Source organism: Paenibacillus amylolyticus (assembly GCF_050990605.1).
Taxonomy (GTDB): Bacteria; Bacillota; Bacilli; order Paenibacillales; family Paenibacillaceae; genus Paenibacillus; species Paenibacillus amylolyticus_H.
In genome coordinates this window covers 3,706,460-3,721,896 of sequence record NZ_CP158832.1, presented here as the reverse complement: position 1 = coordinate 3,721,896, position 15,437 = coordinate 3,706,460, and the positions used below count along the sequence as shown (strand labels likewise).

Here is a 15,437-nt window from a genome sequence, read left to right as displayed (position 1 = left end):
CGCACTCAAGTAAAAGAACCACGCAGGTATGAGATAGTGAACGAAAAGGGAGGTAAGATCACAATGTTCTAAGATTCTGATAACTTTAGTTTCAATAACGAACCTTAAAATATTCTATTGAATTTTGTTTCGTGACCATGAGTGAAAAATCTTTGTTCAAACTTTGAAAATGATAAAATATGATGCATAGCTATTTCAAGAATTTGATGGAGTTTCTATGTCAATCAGAGAGAACAAATTGATTTGATCACTAAATTATTACTTCCTTTAAATAGTATATAATAAAGCTCTTCTCAATCTGAATAAGCAATATTGGCTCAATGAAACATTCTCTTGAGCTACAATTTAACAATTAAAAGGGGATTCTCTCTGGAAAACAAAAAATGAATTTATCGCTGTACTCATCCTTGTTGACAAAGTATAAAAAATGGCCCACCCATTAATATAGCGGGGAGCCATTGAATATCTACTAAAATATTATTTAGCTGGTTTTTGTGAATTGAATTGTATAAGGCTCGTTATAGTTGTTGATACCGTTGTCCATAATTCTGAAGTAAACCTTCTCACCAGGTTTAGCATTCCAACTAATCGCCTCAGGGTATCCCCGTCCATTCCAGTTATCCATTTGAATGGACAGGATCGCACCGCTTGAATTCATTTTAATAACACCCATAACAATGTCGAAGTTAGCTGGTGGAGTGGCTATAACAGAATATGTGATTTCGGATGAACCGTTTGTGTTGTCGACTACATAAAAATCGTTGTCGCTCATGCTATCTAAATACTGTGTTGCGCTAAATCCAGAAGACTGGTTTACACTTGAGTACATCACTTCTGCTGTCTCAAATGAATCAGCCCAACCAGTTTTAGCGAATGCAGAGCTGGAACCGAATGCTAATAGACAAGCAGTTGCCATAACAGAAATAGAGAATTTTCTTAATCTTTTCATATTCAAACCTCCCAAATATACTAGAACCAATAGAGTAAGATCCAAGTTTTAAGTTGTTATTTGAAATTAAAGATATCGAGTAGAGTTCACATAATTAGGTTGGCCAACCATGGTTAAATATACCATATAGTATTGTTATCTGTAAATAATATAGTTGTAAAATGTTGGATTTATGGATATTCTTTTGAAATGCTAAGAAAGAGATACTTTCGTGATACATTCGAATATAGGATGCAAAAATAGGCCGGCTTCTTTGTTTACTATGCAAACAAACCCAAGGATAAACCAAAAGTCATTGAATTAGAGAAACCACTTCTCCGCGTCCGCAGAGTTATCGGCAATTAGGACATATGTTGTAAGATGTTGATATTGAATGCAAATAAGATCTACAAGGCTCCATCATCTCTTCAGATCTCAGTACATATAATCAACTGCAGAAATAAAGATGAATTCTAATAATACCCAATAATTCGCTATAATCAATGTTTCAAACTTATGTTGGAAGTTTCATATAAAAGAGGTATACTATAATTAAATTTTTAGCAATTTAATTTTAAATAATTAATTGGAGATGTTAATATGGATCAGGCAAAACAACTAGTGACAGAACAACGTACATTTTTTTATACAGGACAAACTAAAAATATCGAGTACCGGATTAATGCGCTGCAACAGCTTAGAAAAGGAATTGAAAAGTATCAGCAACGGATTCAAGATGCACTTCGGGCTGATTTGAACAAATCTGAGGCGGAAGCATACGGTTCCGAGATTCGCATTGTTCTTGGTGAACTGGATTTTGCATTAGAACATCTGCAGGAATGGGCTGCACCCAAACAAGTCCCAACCAATTCGGCTATGCCGGATGGGGTGAGCACCATTTACCCTGAACCATACGGAGTAGCGCTTATTATTGCACCTTGGAATTATCCGTTCCAACTGGCCTTTGGTCCACTGATTGGAGCAATTGCAGCCGGTAACTGTGCAGTTATCAAGCCTTCTGAATTAACACCGGCCGTATCTCGTTTGACATATGATCTGATTCATGAGATTTTCCCTCAGGAGTATATTGCCGTTATGGAAGGGGAAGTTGAAGCCAGCACCGCATTGTTGAAAGAGAAGTTTGATTATATTTTCTTCACTGGAAGCACAGGTGTTGGGCGCATTGTTATGAAGGCAGCTGCGGAGCACCTGACTCCTGTAACTCTTGAGTTGGGTGGTAAAAGTCCTGCTATTGTCCATAGTGATGCAGATCTGAAGCTGGTGGCTCAGCGTATTGTTCGTGGTAAGTTCCTGAATGCAGGGCAAACTTGCGTTGCTCCGGATTACTTGCTTGTGCATGAACAAGTTCATGATGAATTGATCAATCTGATTGGCGCTGAGATCAAAGATAAATTTGGGGATGATGTGTTACAGAACACTTATTTCCCGCACATTGTCAATGCGCGTAACTTTGATCGGTTGTCGAAATTCCTCAAAGATGGAAAAACGCTGATAGGTGGACGATCTGTACGTGAGCAGTTGCTGATTGAGCCCACTGTACTTGGAGATGTGAACTGGGAATCACCTGTTATTCAAGAAGAGATCTTCGGTCCAATTCTTCCTGTATTTAAGTACAGTGACCTGAACCCTATGCTGGATGAGATTGTTCGCCGGCCAAAACCTTTGGCGCTATATCTCTTCACACAGAATGAGCAACTGCAGAATCAGGTTCTGAATCAAGTATCCTTCGGTGGAGGATGTATTAATGACACACTTTCTCATATGACATCGCATTATCTCCCGTTTGGTGGTGTAGGAGAGAGTGGTATGGGCTCATATCACGGACAACAGAGCTTTGATGTGTTCTCGCACCACAAAAGTGTTCTGAAACGCAGCGAATAATTTGCTGATACAACAATATATAAATAAAAAAGAGGTTGTCCTGTTCATCAGGACAACCTCTTTTCGTATTTCATTGCATCTAGTTTGGTTACTCAAGTTAAATATTAATGAATATCTCGGAAAAGGCCAATGACTTTACCCAGAATACTAACGTGTTTCAAACGTAAAGGTTCGAAGGTCGCATTCTCCGGTTGAAGACGAATATGATCTTTCTCTTTGTAGAACGTTTTCACTGTAGCTTCATCGTCTTCAGTCATTGCCACTACGATATCACCGTTATCAGCAGTTTGCTGTTGACGGACAATAACGTAATCTCCGTTAACAATTCCAGCTTCCACCATACTATCTCCCACTACTGAAAGCATAAACACTTTCTGTTCGCCTACATAATGTGTAGGAAGAGGGAAGTAGTCTTCAATGTTCTCGGTTGCAGTAATTGGAACCCCGGCTGTTACCTTACCAACGACAGGAATACGTGCAACGCTATGAGCAAATTGATGAGAATGCTCAGATTCTTCCTGGCTCAAAAGCTCAATGGCTCTTGGCTTGGTAGGGTCGCGTCGGATCAAACCTTTTTTCTCCAAACGATCCAAATGTCCATGTACTGTTGAGCTGGAAGCAAGTCCAACCGCTTCACCAATTTCCCGTACGGAAGGAGGATACCCCTTCAACCGGACTTCATTTCGTATAAACTCCAGAATAGCCTGCTGCCTGCTGGATATCTTCGACATACCGTATCAACCCCATTTTAGTAACGTTTGGGAAAATTATAACATAGAACCTCCGTTCGTACAAACATAAGTTCTAAATAAAATGGCATAAAATCAGTGTTTTTAAACTTATAGAACCGAATTTGTCCAAAAGTCAGAGCACAATACTGCAAATGTGCAAATGCTTTGCAAAAGGACTTCATATATGATGTAGCTCCCTTCGAAAAACAAGCGAACAATTGTTCTAAAAATCTATTGAACAAAACAAGTGTTCGTGTTATATTGATTTCAACAGATAGGAACAAACGTTTGGAGGCGGGTATTTAATGAGATATTCTACTTATCAAAGCATTCATGAACCGATGAATTCGGAACTGGTGAAGTCTAACATAGGGAACTACAAGAAGGTTTTAGCGCGTTTCAAGATTTCTTCATGGATGTTAAAGGTAGCCATTACCTCTTTGATTATATTTATTGGATGCAGCACTGTTTTAACCGTATTTGCTGGCAATGAGAATGATGTTCTGCCTGGAGGGAAGATAGCCGTTTCACAAGGGGAAACATTATGGAGTATTTCTTTGGAACATAAACCGACGAATATGGATACACGTATATATATAGAAGCAATTAAGAAAGTGAATCAACTTCAAGCGACTTCCATCCAAGTAGGTCAAGTACTAACTCTACCGCAATTCGCAGAATAAAAGCACATCAATGAGTGTTAACGCGTGTCAGCTTGACAAGCTGCCTTTATCATGGCAAAGTTAATATGACTTTGTATTTTTGGAGGGGACAAGCTTGGATATAGATAGTCTGGTAGCACGCATTAACGAATTGGCTCGTAAGCAAAAGTCCACTGGATTGTCAGAGGAAGAACTTGCTGAACGTGCTGAGCTAAGAGAGATTTATTTGAGTAATATTCGCAGCAATTTCAGACAACAATTGGATACCATTGAGATTGTTGATGATGAGAATGACAAAGGCCACCAAGGCAAACTCAAACACTAACGAAACCTAATGATATCATTATGATATTTAGGTTTCTTCCTGTTATTTTGAGTGTGCAATTTATAGGGGGAAATGTTGGTTTGCAGTTATGTAAGCCGATACAAAGACACATAAGGGGGATTCTCATGTCGCGTTCGTTCGAGAGAACGGTTAAGAAAAATTCCAAGCAGTTAAATCAGCAACGCAAAAAAAGTGGTCAACCAATCACAGGTACACCAGGTGAAGAAGTCTTTAAGGGACGTAGCCTTTTGTTCCCTATATTTTTGATTGGTCTCGCCTTTTTGTATCTGTTTATGAGTACGTTCCTTGTGCAAGCTCCAATGACAACCTGGGACTGGGTGACCATGCTGCTCTATGTATTTTTGGCAGTCATCTTCATGCTTCGCCGTCCATACATCAAGATTAGCAGTAATCGGATTATAACGACGAAGGGTAATCGTGAACGTTCAATTGGGGTTGACGATATTGTCAAATTCAGAATTGAACCCGGTACAGTTGTTATCGAACATAACAGTCGCGGGAAAAGATGGGTGTTCACCAAGTTATTGAACCGTTACGATACAGATGCGATTGCAGAACGTTTGCTGAAATTTGCAAAAGCACACCAGATCACCGTGGAAACCGTCGAAAAGTAATTATTGCATAAAGGGGTAGATGATCGGAATGGCGTTAAAAGCGATTTTGTTCGACCTGGATGATACTTTATTATGGGATGAGCGTAGTGTTCGAGAAGCTTTTCATGAGACTTGTCTAATCGCAGCGAAAGAGACTGGGGTCAAACCAGAAGAACTTGAAGAAGCTGTTCGTAATGAGGCACGTGGGCTGTATGAATCATATGAAACCTTTCCCTTTACCAAAATGATTGGAATCAATCCGTTTGAAGGCCTATGGGCAAACTTTACTGGTGGGGATCAACCTGAGTTCCGTCAGTTGGAACAACTTGCTCCAGTATACCGTAAAGAATCCTGGCGACGTGGGTTATTGAAGTTGGGTATAGATCGGGAAGATCTTGCTGAACAACTGGCCGCGCAATTTGGAGTAGAACGGAGATCCAGACCCCATGTATACGAAGAAACGATGGATACCTTGCGTCAGTTGCAAGGGAAGTACAAACTGTTGCTGTTAACGAACGGTTGTCCTGCTTTGCAACAAGAGAAGTTGGATGGTGTACCTGAATTGACTCCTTTCTTTGATGAGATAATTATCTCGGGTAACTTCGGTAAAGGAAAACCAGATCCGTCGATATTTGAACATGCTTTGAGCAAACTGGGTGTTAAACCCGAAGAGAGCATGATGGTCGGGGACAAGTTAACGACTGATATTCGTGGTGCTTTATCATCTGGCATCCAATCCGTATGGATTAACCGTGAGCATAAGACCAACAACGAAACGTATACGCCAGACCATGAAATAACGCATTTATCGGAATTAGATCAGCTTATTGCTAAGTTCTGAGCAGATCAGCTATAACATCTTTTCTCAGCACCCTGAAGCATTGGAAGCTTCAATGAACGATGATGTCGTTCTTGAAGTTACCAATGTTTTTTTATTTGAGTTTGTTGACTAAATTACTTTGTTAAAAGAGATCTCCATTTTTTTTGCTAAAAGTTATTGAAATTAGGGGGAAGCTGAATTAGAATATAACTAACATACTAGTATGACTAGTATTTAGATTCTCCTAAAGCAATTTCTTTTTGACTTACATCATTAAATGGAAGCAGGGAGATATTGCTTATTATTTTCGATTGATTGTAAGCGCTTAATATTCTGAAAAGCTTGTTTCGATTTGGAGATCACACCACTTAGTAAGTGCTAATGAATGATGTGAAGCACCTTGAATTTGTGTGATTCTACATAACAAATAAAATGATATCGCTTACATTGAGCTATTGTCTATTTCGCAGTGGGGGTGAAGTTGAAGGAGTTGTTGTCTTCTACAAGAGGAGAAACGATGGGAATTGTACATGAATTACTCTTACTTATCAAGTCCTGGATCGGAGTGAAAACACATGGAGTCGGAAACCGCTAAAACAACGTTAACCATCACATCTTTACGTAAAGAGAGCAGATTACGAACGGCAGCAACTTTGTTCCGCAAAGACTGGCAGTTGTATTCACTATTAATCCTTCCCATCATTTATCTTCTTATTTTTAAATATGGGCCGATGATTGGTAATGTGATTGCGTTCAGACGTTTTGTTCCCGGGGGAAGTATATTTGGAGAAACGTGGGTTGGATTAAGATACTTCAAAATGTTCATTGAGGACCCTACCTTCTGGAGAGTATTCGGTAATACGCTGATGTTGGGCGGACTTGCGTTGCTCTTTACATTCCCGGTTCCAATCATTTTTGCCTTGATGCTTAACGAAGTGAAGAGTAAACGATTTAAAAAGTTTGTGCAGACCGCGTCATATCTGCCTCATTTTCTGTCCATCGTTATCGTTGCGGGTATGATCCTGCAGCTGACAGCAGTGAATGGTTCCATTAATGGACTGGTGGCTTTCTTCACCGGAGACAATATTCCTTTTATGCAGCGAGCTGAATGGTTCAGAACAATCTATATCACTTCTGAGGTATGGCAGGGTATGGGTTGGGGAGCGATACTGTATCTGGCTGCACTCACTACGATTGATGATTCTTTGTATGAGGCTGCGCGTATTGATGGTGCCAATCGCTGGAAGCAAACGATTCATGTAACGATACCAGGGATCTTGCCAACGATTGTGACATTATTGATTTTGAACATGGGTAATTTCCTGGCTGTTGGATTTGAGAAGATCTTACTCTTGTACAATCCCCTTATCTACGAGACATCTGATGTGATCTCCACTTACCTGTATCGGGTCGGACTGGAATCCAGTAACTTCAGTTATGCTACCGCAATTGGCTTGTTCGAATCGCTGATCGGTCTGATTCTGGTGTTCTCCGTAAATGCCATCTCACGCAGACTGACACAAAGAAGCTTATGGTAAAGGAGGAGCATCATGCAGGAATCCAGATCTTACAAGGTATTTAAAGTATTCAACGTTATCTTTCTGCTGTTCGTGGTATTTATAACGCTTTATCCATTCTTAAATGTCGTGGCACAATCCTTCAGTAGTGAATCGTATATTAATTCGGGAAAAGTTAGTCTATTCCCAAGAGGGTTCAATATAGAGACATACAAGACCATCTCACGTGACAGCATGTTCTGGACGAATTATAAAAATACGATTATCTACACCGTGGTAGGTACATTAATCTCCATGTTCATGACGACTATTTTTGCATATGCCCTGTCCAAAAAGAGATTAATGGGTCGCAAGTTTTTGACCATGTTCGCCGTGTTCACGATGTTCTTCAGTGGTGGGTTGATTCCAAACTATGTGTTGATTAATTCCCTTGGATTCAACAACACCATGTGGGCACTTGTTGTTCCTGGCGCAATTAGCATATACAACATGCTGATCATGAAGTCATTTTTTGAAAATATGCCTGAAGAACTGGAGGAAGCTGCCTCTATTGACGGGTTGAACACCTACGGGATCTTGTTACGCATTATATTGCCGCTGAGTAAAGCAGTTATGGCAACCATGGTGTTGTTCTATGCAGTAGGTCATTGGAATTCCTGGTTCCCAGCCTTTCTGTATTTGGACAAAAAAGAACTGTTCCCGGTCACCATTTATTTGCGCAATATGATTGCAGGAGCGACGAGCGGGGCGTCTGCCGGTGCAACCTCAGCTGATAACCTGACACAGATTGCTGCCAATATTAAGTCAGTAACGATGGTATTAACCATCTTGCCGATACTCACCATCTATCCATTTGTCCAAAGATACTTTGTAACCGGTATCATGTTAGGGTCTGTTAAACAGTAATACGTAGCAGCTATATAAATTGAACTAAAGATGATTTACAAAGAACACTCCGATGACAGAATAACCTTTCAATCGCTGTTATCCCCAGAATTTTTCGATTCCCTGTTTAAAAGGGAAAATCCGGTGATAAAGGCGAGCGCTTCGCTTTATCAGGTTTTTTCTGTCCTCACCGTTTTGTGTAAATGAATAGTTTAATTTATATAGAATGATTCACATGATTAATTTTTAGATGTTGTTTAAAGTTTAAGGCAAGGTCAACCTAAATTAAACTCAGGGGGATAACCTAAATGAATCAAAAGCCACGTAAGTTTGTTGGTAAAATGGTGTTGGCAACAATGATGAGCGTTGTTTTGGCAGCATGTAGCAGCGGTACTGGAGCTGGAGGTGACGTCACAGAAGTTCAAACCAAGGCAGCGATGGAAACGTACAATGTAGGGGATACTTTCAAGGCGACTGAGCCATTTAATCTATCCATACTATACAGTGATCAACCTACTTATCCATATAAAAAAGACTGGTTACTTTTTGATAAAATTACCGAACTGACGGGTGTTACGCTTGAGCCAACGATTGTACCCATGAGCGATTACTCTCAGAAGAGATCCCTGTTGATTAGTTCCGGTGATGCACCACTGGTTATTCCTAAAACGTACCCTGGGGAAGAGTCTGCATTTGTGTCCTCAGGTGCGATCTTGCCGATTAGCGATTATATTGATCTGATGCCAAACTTCAAGGATAAAGTGGAAAAATGGGGTCTGGAAGATGAACTAGAAGGACTTCGACAGGAAGATGGAAAGTACTATGTACTCCCGGGTCTGCATGAAGAAGTATGGCCAGATTACACATTACTCGTAAGAACGGATGTCTTTGAAGAAAATAACATCGCCATTCCGACCACATGGGACGAATTGTATGATGCAGCCAAAAAGCTGAAAGAGATCTACCCGGATTCCATTCCATTTTCGGATCGTTTCCAATTTAATAGTACATTGAACATTGCTGCTACCGGCTTTGGTACCAAGGCTGGATGGGGTTTTGGTAACGGATTGACGTATAAGGAAGATCAGGATGAATTTGTGTACACGGCTACAACACCAGAATACAAAGAGCTGCTGACGTACTTTAACAAGCTGGTATCTGAAGGATTGCTGGACAAAGAAAGTTTTACACAGGATGATGATCAGGCTGTACAGAAATTTGTATCCGGCAAATCATTTATGATTAATGGTAACTCCCAAACGGTGGTATTGCACCGAAATGATATGAACAAAACGCTGGGAGAGGGCAAATTCTCAGTTGCGAAGATTACAGTGCCTGGTGGACCAAAAGGGCAATTAATGTCAGGCTCCAGACTTGAAAACGGTGTCATGATATCCGGAAAAATTCAAAAAAGTGAAAACTTCAAAGCCATTATACAATTTATTGATTGGTTATATTACAGTGATGAGGGTCAAGAGTTTGCCAAATGGGGCGTTGAAGGCGAAACATTTACCAAAGAGGGCGGAACACGCAAATTGGCAGAAGACGTAAACTACAATGGCTTGAACCCTAAAGGAACGAAGGATCTGCGTATTGACTTTGGCTTCTCTGGTGGTGTCTTTGCGTACGGTGGTACCACAGATCTGCTGCAATCCATGTTTAGTGAAGAAGAGTTGAAGTTCCAGCAAGACATGAAGGATACCAAGGAAGTGATCCCGGCAGAACCACCGATTCCTTACTCTTCAGAGGACCGTGAACGGGTGACGCTTCTGAGTACACCACTGAAAGACTATTCTGACCAGAATACACTTAAATTTATCTTAGGCGAACGAAACTTGTCTGAATTCGACACTTTTGTTAAAGAACTTGACAGTCAGGGTCTATCCAATTATCTGAAGCTGGCAAATGACACGTACAAAGCCTACAAAGAAAATAAGAAATAACATAGTTGATGTTGGCCAAATTACCGTTTCACACCGATATTTAAGTGGAACGGTAATTTGTGCTAATATGAATGAATACGGCTGAGAGAAAGAGGTCAAGGCATGTCAATTAATCAAAAAATCAGAGGCTCGACCCGGGCATATTCATATAATTTGTTAAAGGAACGAATTCTGCATCTGGAACTTAAGCCGGGTACCAAGATTTCAGAGAAAGAGATTGCAGATGAATTGCAAGTGAGCAGAACCCCCGTGCGAGAAGCATTCATGAAGCTTGCAGAAGAAGAGCTGCTGGACATTATTCCCCAGAGTGGAACGATTGTCTCTCATATTAATCTGGAGCATGTGGAAGAAGGCAGGTTTACGCGGGAAAAGATGGAGAAAGAAATCGTGACATTGGCTTGTGCTTCTTTTCCTGAAGAGTACAGATTTCGACTTGAAACCAACATTGCTATGCAGGAAGTCTGTATAGGAAAAAACAATTTCTATCGTCTTTTTGAGTTGGATGAAGAGTTTCATCAGATTTTGTTCCAGGGCACGGGTAAGCTGAGAACATGGAAAATGTTGCAACAACTGAATATTCCGTTTAATCGGTTGCGTTTATTACGTCTAGCGGAGGACTCCAACCTGGAGGTCATTATCTCCCAGCACAAAGAGATTTATCGGCTTATCACAGAACGTCAGACCGAGCAAGCTGTTCAGGTGATGGAAGCTCATCTTAGGTTAGTTGTTATTGAACAGGAATCGATAAAAACAAAATACCCGCATTATTTTATATAGTGCACCGTTGTTGTATAATACTGCCCATAGGCATATTGCGAAAACCCCTGTTCAATTGAACAGGGGTTTTGGTTAAGCAAGTCCGAACACGAGAGTGTTAGGCTTGTTTGATAAATGTAGGATCAGGGTATGGATCTGCAATCCAGCCATCTTTTTCAATGAACAGACGCACAGCAATAATTTGTTTGTTCTCCATTAAGGTGAAGAAATGCGGTGTATTCTCCGGTACGGAGATGACGTCTCCAGGAGACAGTTCTACATTAAAGTAGCCCACATCATCTGTAGCTTTGATAACAAAGATTCCTTTACCAGCGACAATTGCACGAATCTCATCTTCAGCGTGGGTGTGGATCTCTTCGAACTTGGCCAGCTTCTCTTCAATATCTGGTGTTTGTTCGGACAACGTGATGACATCCCAGATTTGGTATCCGCGACGTGCAGCCAAATCTCTGATCTCATAATCATACGTTTCCAAAACTTCGGTTTTCTGTTCATCCGTTAATCCAAAGTTATTTTGCAGATCAGTGTTCAGTTTGGATGCGTCCCACTTCTCATATAATACTTCGTATTTGTTCAAAAAATTTCGAACATTTTCGTCACCAGTGATGCGTTCGTTCGTATTTCGGATAACAATTTCAGCCATGTTCTTTCCCTCTTTTCCACTTGGTTTAATTGAATTATATCGGATGGCTCTGTTTTTGTCGATTCTCAAATTCCGTCCTTAATTCGTGTAAACCCGCCATCTTTCGCGAGAAAACCCGATCTTTCACATTAAGTTAGTTTCTGTTAAACTAAGATTTAACGTTTTGCGGGGGTGAAGATAGTGGATAAGATTAGTCTACACGATGCATTAAAACAACGAATATTAATCCTCGACGGTGCGATGGGGACCATGATTCAACAAGTTGATCTGACTGGCGAAGATTTTGGCGGCGAAGATCTGGATGGATGTAATGAAATGTTAGTGCTTACTCGTCCAGAGCTGATCCAGCGCATTCATGAAGAATATCTGGAGGCTGGCGCCGATTTAATTGAAACCAATACATTTGGTGCGACATCGGTCGTGCTTGCTGAATACGATATTCAGGATCGGGCACGCGAGATCAACCTGGAAGCAGCAAGAATTGCGAAAGCTGCGGTTGATCGTTTCTCTACACCGGAATCTCCACGTTATGTGGTAGGTGCCATGGGACCAACTACCAAAACACTGTCTGTCACTGGGGGAGTAACGTTCCAGGAACTTATCGACAGTTATTTGGAGCAAGCGCTTGCTTTAATAGAGGGAGGCGTTGATGCGCTACTGCTCGAAACTTCACAGGATACCCTCAATGTAAAAGCAGGCAGTATTGGAATTCAAAAGGCCTTCGAACAGAGTGGCGTTACATTGCCCCTGATGATATCAGGAACGATAGAACCGATGGGAACAACCCTAGCGGGTCAGAACATCGAATCCTTTTATATATCCTTAGAACACCTTAACCCAATTTCGGTTGGACTAAACTGCGCCACGGGTCCGGAGTTCATGCGTGATCACATTCGTTCGTTATCCGGAATGGCATCGGTTGCCGTTAGTTGTTACCCGAACGCGGGTCTTCCGGATGAGAACGGTAACTACCATGAGTCACCAGACTCGCTTGCTCAGAAAATTGGTGCTTTTGCCGAACAGGGCTGGTTGAATATTGCTGGTGGATGTTGCGGGACAACCCCTGCACATATTCGGGCTATGCGCGATACACTTGCCCAGTACCCCCCAAGAGAAATGAACGGAACACATCCACCGGCATTGTCTGGTATAGAACCAATCTATATCGAACAGGACAATCGTCCATACATGGTTGGTGAACGTACGAATGTGCTGGGATCACGGAAATTCAAACGACTCATCGTGGAAGGCAAATATGAAGAAGCTTCGGAAATTGCCCGTGCTCAAGTGAAAAATGGAGCCCATATTGTCGATGTGTGTGTACAAGACCCGGACCGTGAAGAGTCTGAAGACATGGTGAAGTTCCTTGAACTGGTTGTGAAAAAAGTAAAGGTTCCTCTCATGATTGATACGACAGATGCTTCCGTAATTGATCTGGCTCTCCAGTACTCACAAGGTAAAGCGATAATTAACTCCATTAACCTTGAGGATGGCGAAGAGAAGTTTGAGCTGATCACGCCATTGCTTCATAAATACGGTGGTGCGGTTGTTGTCGGAACAATTGATGAAAGGGGTCAGGCGATTAGTCGGGAAGACAAGCTTGATGTAGCCAAGCGCTCTTATGATCTGCTGGTGAACAAATATGGACTCAAACCCGAAGACCTCATTTTTGATACATTGGTGTTCCCGGTAGGTACGGGAGATGAACAGTACATCGGTTCGGCCAAAGAAACCATTGAAGGTATAAGAGTGATCAAGGAAGCGATGCCTGAATGTCATACGATTCTCGGGATCAGTAACATTTCATTTGGATTGCCTGAAGCGGGACGTGAAGTGCTGAACTCAGTGTTTTTGTATGAGTGTACCAAAGCAGGTCTCGACTATGCCATCGTGAACACAGAGAAACTGGAGCGTTATGCGTCCATTCCTGAAGAAGAACGCAGGCTCTCGGAAGAGCTTTTATATAACACCAATGATGATACACTGGCGGCGTTTGTAGCGGCGTTCCGTAACAAGAAGGTGGAGAAGAAGGAAAAAATCTCAAACCTTTCATTAGAAGAGCGCCTCGCTTCATATGTTGTGGAAGGAAGCAAAGAAGGATTGTTGCCAGATCTCGAACAGGCACTTGCCAAATACACAGCACTTCAAGTGATTAACGGTCCACTGATGCGTGGGATGGAGGAAGTAGGTCGTCTCTTTAACAACAATGAGTTGATTGTGGCTGAGGTGTTGCAGAGTGCGGAGGTTATGAAGGCTTCTGTAGCATATCTGGAGCAATTCATGGAGAAGAACGAAACTTCAGTTAAAGGCAAGATTATTCTGGCCACGGTTAAGGGCGATGTTCATGACATCGGGAAGAACCTGGTAGAGATCATCCTGTCCAATAACGGTTACCGGATCATTAATTTGGGTATAAAAGTACCACCAGAACGTATCATTGAGGCGTACCGCGAAGAAAAAGTCGATGCGATCGGTCTCTCGGGGCTATTGGTAAAATCAGCGCAGCAGATGATTCTTACTGCTCAGGATTTGCGAACAGCAGGTATTGATGTGCCTATTATGGTTGGCGGAGCGGCGCTAACACGTAAATTCACCAAGAATCGTATCCGTCCTGAATATAACGGAATGGTTGTATATGCAAAAGACGCGATGGATGGTCTGGATCTGGCGAACAAATTGATGAATCCCGTTACTCGTGAAGCGATGCAACTGGAGATGGAAGCGGAGAAGGAAGCGGATGCTTCAGGTGCTGTAGCTGTTCAGGAACTTCCAGAACTCACACGAGTGGAGCGTTCGGATATCGCTGTAGATCATCCGGTTCTTGTACCGCCTGATCTGGAGCGGCATACGATGCGCAACTATCCGTTATCACATATTCTACCTTACGTGAACATGCAGATGTTACTTGGTCATCATCTGGGGTTACGCGGTTCAGTAGAACAGCTGCTTGCTTCAGGCGATAAGAAAGCTACCGACCTGAAAGCTGTTGTGGATGATATTATGCAAGAGGCTGTTCGTGACGGGATTATTCAGGCGCATGCCATGTATCGTTTCTTCCCGGCTCAGTCCAGTGGTAACAGCATCATTATCTATGATCCAAAGGACACAAGCAATATTTTGCATACATTTACGTTCCCACGTCAAAAAGTCGAGCCGTTCCTGTGCCTGTCCGACTTCCTGAAGCCTGTTGAATCCGGTCAAATGGATTACGTTGGTTTCATGGTTGTTACTGCCGGACATGGGGTACGTGAACTATCCACGGCGTGGAAAGATCAAGGGGATTATCTTCGCTCGCATGCTCTTCAATCCGTAGCGCTCGAAGTAGCAGAGGGATTAGCTGAGCGTGTGCATCATATGATGAGAGATATCTGGGGGTTCCCGGATTCAGCCCAGATGACCATGAAGCAAAGACACGGTGCACGTTATCAGGGAATTAGGGTATCCTTTGGATATCCGGCTTGTCCGGATCTGGAAGACCAAGGTCCGCTGTTCAAGTTGTTACAGCCTGAGGATATCGGTGTGGAATTGACGGAAGGTTTCATGATGGAACCTGAAGCATCCGTATCAGCGATGGTGTTCAGCCATCCGCAGGCCAAGTATTTTAATGTAGAAAAGGCATAAATCAGTTGAGTGTCAGGCAAAGCCCTCCGCCATGTCGGAGGTTTTTTGCTGGCAACAGAAAGAGGTGCG

The 15,437-nt window shown here is 42.0% G+C and carries 13 protein-coding genes; 10 read left to right on the top strand and 3 right to left on the bottom strand.

What is annotated here, in order from left to right; genetic code table 11:
• Positions 1–481: 481 nt before the first annotated feature.
• Entirely contained in the window at positions 482–949 is a 468-nt protein-coding gene (locus tag ABTV53_RS16585) for a hypothetical protein (RefSeq protein ID WP_433744339.1), read from the bottom strand.
• A 579-nt stretch (positions 950–1,528) separates the two neighbouring features.
• On the opposite strand from ABTV53_RS16585, the gene ABTV53_RS16580 reads away from it, so the two are divergent.
• Positions 1,529–2,830, top strand: coding sequence for an aldehyde dehydrogenase (locus ABTV53_RS16580; protein ID WP_433744337.1), 1,302 nt, complete (start codon positions 1,529–1,531; stop codon positions 2,828–2,830).
• Between the two features lie 104 nt (positions 2,831–2,934).
• Here ABTV53_RS16580 and lexA read toward each other — a convergent pair whose 3' ends face one another.
• Positions 2,935–3,561: a transcriptional repressor LexA gene (gene lexA / locus ABTV53_RS16575; protein WP_017688034.1), complete on the bottom strand. Its 627-nt coding sequence runs from the start codon at positions 3,559–3,561 to the stop codon at positions 2,935–2,937.
• A gap of 305 nt (positions 3,562–3,866) precedes the next feature.
• Here lexA and ABTV53_RS16570 point away from each other — a divergent pair, with 305 nt between their 5' ends.
• From ABTV53_RS16570 to ABTV53_RS16535, 8 genes are all read left to right on the top strand, one after another.
• Complete coding sequence (locus ABTV53_RS16570; protein ID WP_433744334.1) at positions 3,867–4,244, top strand: LysM peptidoglycan-binding domain-containing protein; 378 nt, start codon at positions 3,867–3,869, stop codon at positions 4,242–4,244.
• A gap of 94 nt (positions 4,245–4,338) precedes the next feature.
• Positions 4,339–4,548 carry a DUF896 domain-containing protein gene (locus ABTV53_RS16565; RefSeq protein ID WP_017688036.1) on the top strand — a complete coding sequence of 70 codons (210 nt, stop codon included), beginning with the start codon at positions 4,339–4,341 and terminating at the stop codon, positions 4,546–4,548.
• A 125-nt stretch (positions 4,549–4,673) separates the two neighbouring features.
• Positions 4,674–5,183, top strand: coding sequence for a hypothetical protein (locus ABTV53_RS16560; RefSeq protein ID WP_017688037.1), 510 nt, complete (start codon positions 4,674–4,676; stop codon positions 5,181–5,183).
• 28 nt (positions 5,184–5,211) lie between these two features.
• Positions 5,212–6,003 carry an HAD family hydrolase gene (locus tag ABTV53_RS16555; protein ID WP_433744330.1) on the top strand — a complete coding sequence of 264 codons (792 nt, stop codon included), beginning with the start codon at positions 5,212–5,214 and terminating at the stop codon, positions 6,001–6,003.
• A gap of 554 nt (positions 6,004–6,557) precedes the next feature.
• Positions 6,558–7,520 (top strand): ABC transporter permease, encoded by a 963-nt coding sequence (locus ABTV53_RS16550; protein ID WP_433744327.1) that lies wholly within the window; start codon positions 6,558–6,560, stop codon positions 7,518–7,520.
• Between the two features lie 12 nt (positions 7,521–7,532).
• Positions 7,533–8,405 (top strand): carbohydrate ABC transporter permease, encoded by an 873-nt coding sequence (locus ABTV53_RS16545; protein WP_433744324.1) that lies wholly within the window; start codon positions 7,533–7,535, stop codon positions 8,403–8,405.
• Positions 8,406–8,692: 287 nt separating this feature from the next.
• On the top strand, positions 8,693–10,327 hold the full coding sequence (locus ABTV53_RS16540; protein ID WP_433744322.1) for an ABC transporter substrate-binding protein: 1,635 nt from the start codon (positions 8,693–8,695) through the stop codon (positions 10,325–10,327).
• A 102-nt stretch (positions 10,328–10,429) separates the two neighbouring features.
• Positions 10,430–11,104, top strand: coding sequence for a GntR family transcriptional regulator (locus tag ABTV53_RS16535; protein ID WP_433744319.1), 675 nt, complete (start codon positions 10,430–10,432; stop codon positions 11,102–11,104).
• A 97-nt stretch (positions 11,105–11,201) separates the two neighbouring features.
• Here ABTV53_RS16535 and ABTV53_RS16530 read toward each other — a convergent pair whose 3' ends face one another.
• Complete coding sequence (locus ABTV53_RS16530) at positions 11,202–11,747, bottom strand: cupin domain-containing protein (RefSeq protein WP_047843398.1); 546 nt, start codon at positions 11,745–11,747, stop codon at positions 11,202–11,204.
• A gap of 180 nt (positions 11,748–11,927) precedes the next feature.
• On the opposite strand from ABTV53_RS16530, the gene metH reads away from it, so the two are divergent.
• The gene (metH, locus tag ABTV53_RS16525; protein WP_433744317.1) at positions 11,928–15,368 is read left to right on the top strand and encodes a methionine synthase; all 3,441 of its coding nucleotides are present in this window, start codon (positions 11,928–11,930) and stop codon (positions 15,366–15,368) included.
• The last annotated feature ends 69 nt before the right edge of the window (positions 15,369–15,437 follow it).

What these genes read in the sequence shown, in the direction of transcription:
- ABTV53_RS16585 (WP_433744339.1), bottom strand. Translation starts at nt 949, where the DNA reads ATGAAAAGATTAAGAAAATTCTCTATTTCTGTTATGGCAACTGCTTGT.
- ABTV53_RS16580 (WP_433744337.1), top strand. Translation starts at nt 1,529, where the DNA reads ATGGATCAGGCAAAACAACTAGTGACAGAACAACGTACATTTTTTTAT.
- lexA (WP_017688034.1), bottom strand. Translation starts at nt 3,561, where the DNA reads ATGTCGAAGATATCCAGCAGGCAGCAGGCTATTCTGGAGTTTATACGA.
- ABTV53_RS16570 (WP_433744334.1), top strand. Translation starts at nt 3,867, where the DNA reads ATGAGATATTCTACTTATCAAAGCATTCATGAACCGATGAATTCGGAA.
- ABTV53_RS16560 (WP_017688037.1), top strand. Translation starts at nt 4,674, where the DNA reads ATGTCGCGTTCGTTCGAGAGAACGGTTAAGAAAAATTCCAAGCAGTTA.
- ABTV53_RS16555 (WP_433744330.1), top strand. Translation starts at nt 5,212, where the DNA reads ATGGCGTTAAAAGCGATTTTGTTCGACCTGGATGATACTTTATTATGG.
- ABTV53_RS16550 (WP_433744327.1), top strand. Translation starts at nt 6,558, where the DNA reads ATGGAGTCGGAAACCGCTAAAACAACGTTAACCATCACATCTTTACGT.
- ABTV53_RS16545 (WP_433744324.1), top strand. Translation starts at nt 7,533, where the DNA reads ATGCAGGAATCCAGATCTTACAAGGTATTTAAAGTATTCAACGTTATC.
- ABTV53_RS16540 (WP_433744322.1), top strand. Translation starts at nt 8,693, where the DNA reads ATGAATCAAAAGCCACGTAAGTTTGTTGGTAAAATGGTGTTGGCAACA.
- ABTV53_RS16535 (WP_433744319.1), top strand. Translation starts at nt 10,430, where the DNA reads ATGTCAATTAATCAAAAAATCAGAGGCTCGACCCGGGCATATTCATAT.
- ABTV53_RS16530 (WP_047843398.1), bottom strand. Translation starts at nt 11,747, where the DNA reads ATGGCTGAAATTGTTATCCGAAATACGAACGAACGCATCACTGGTGAC.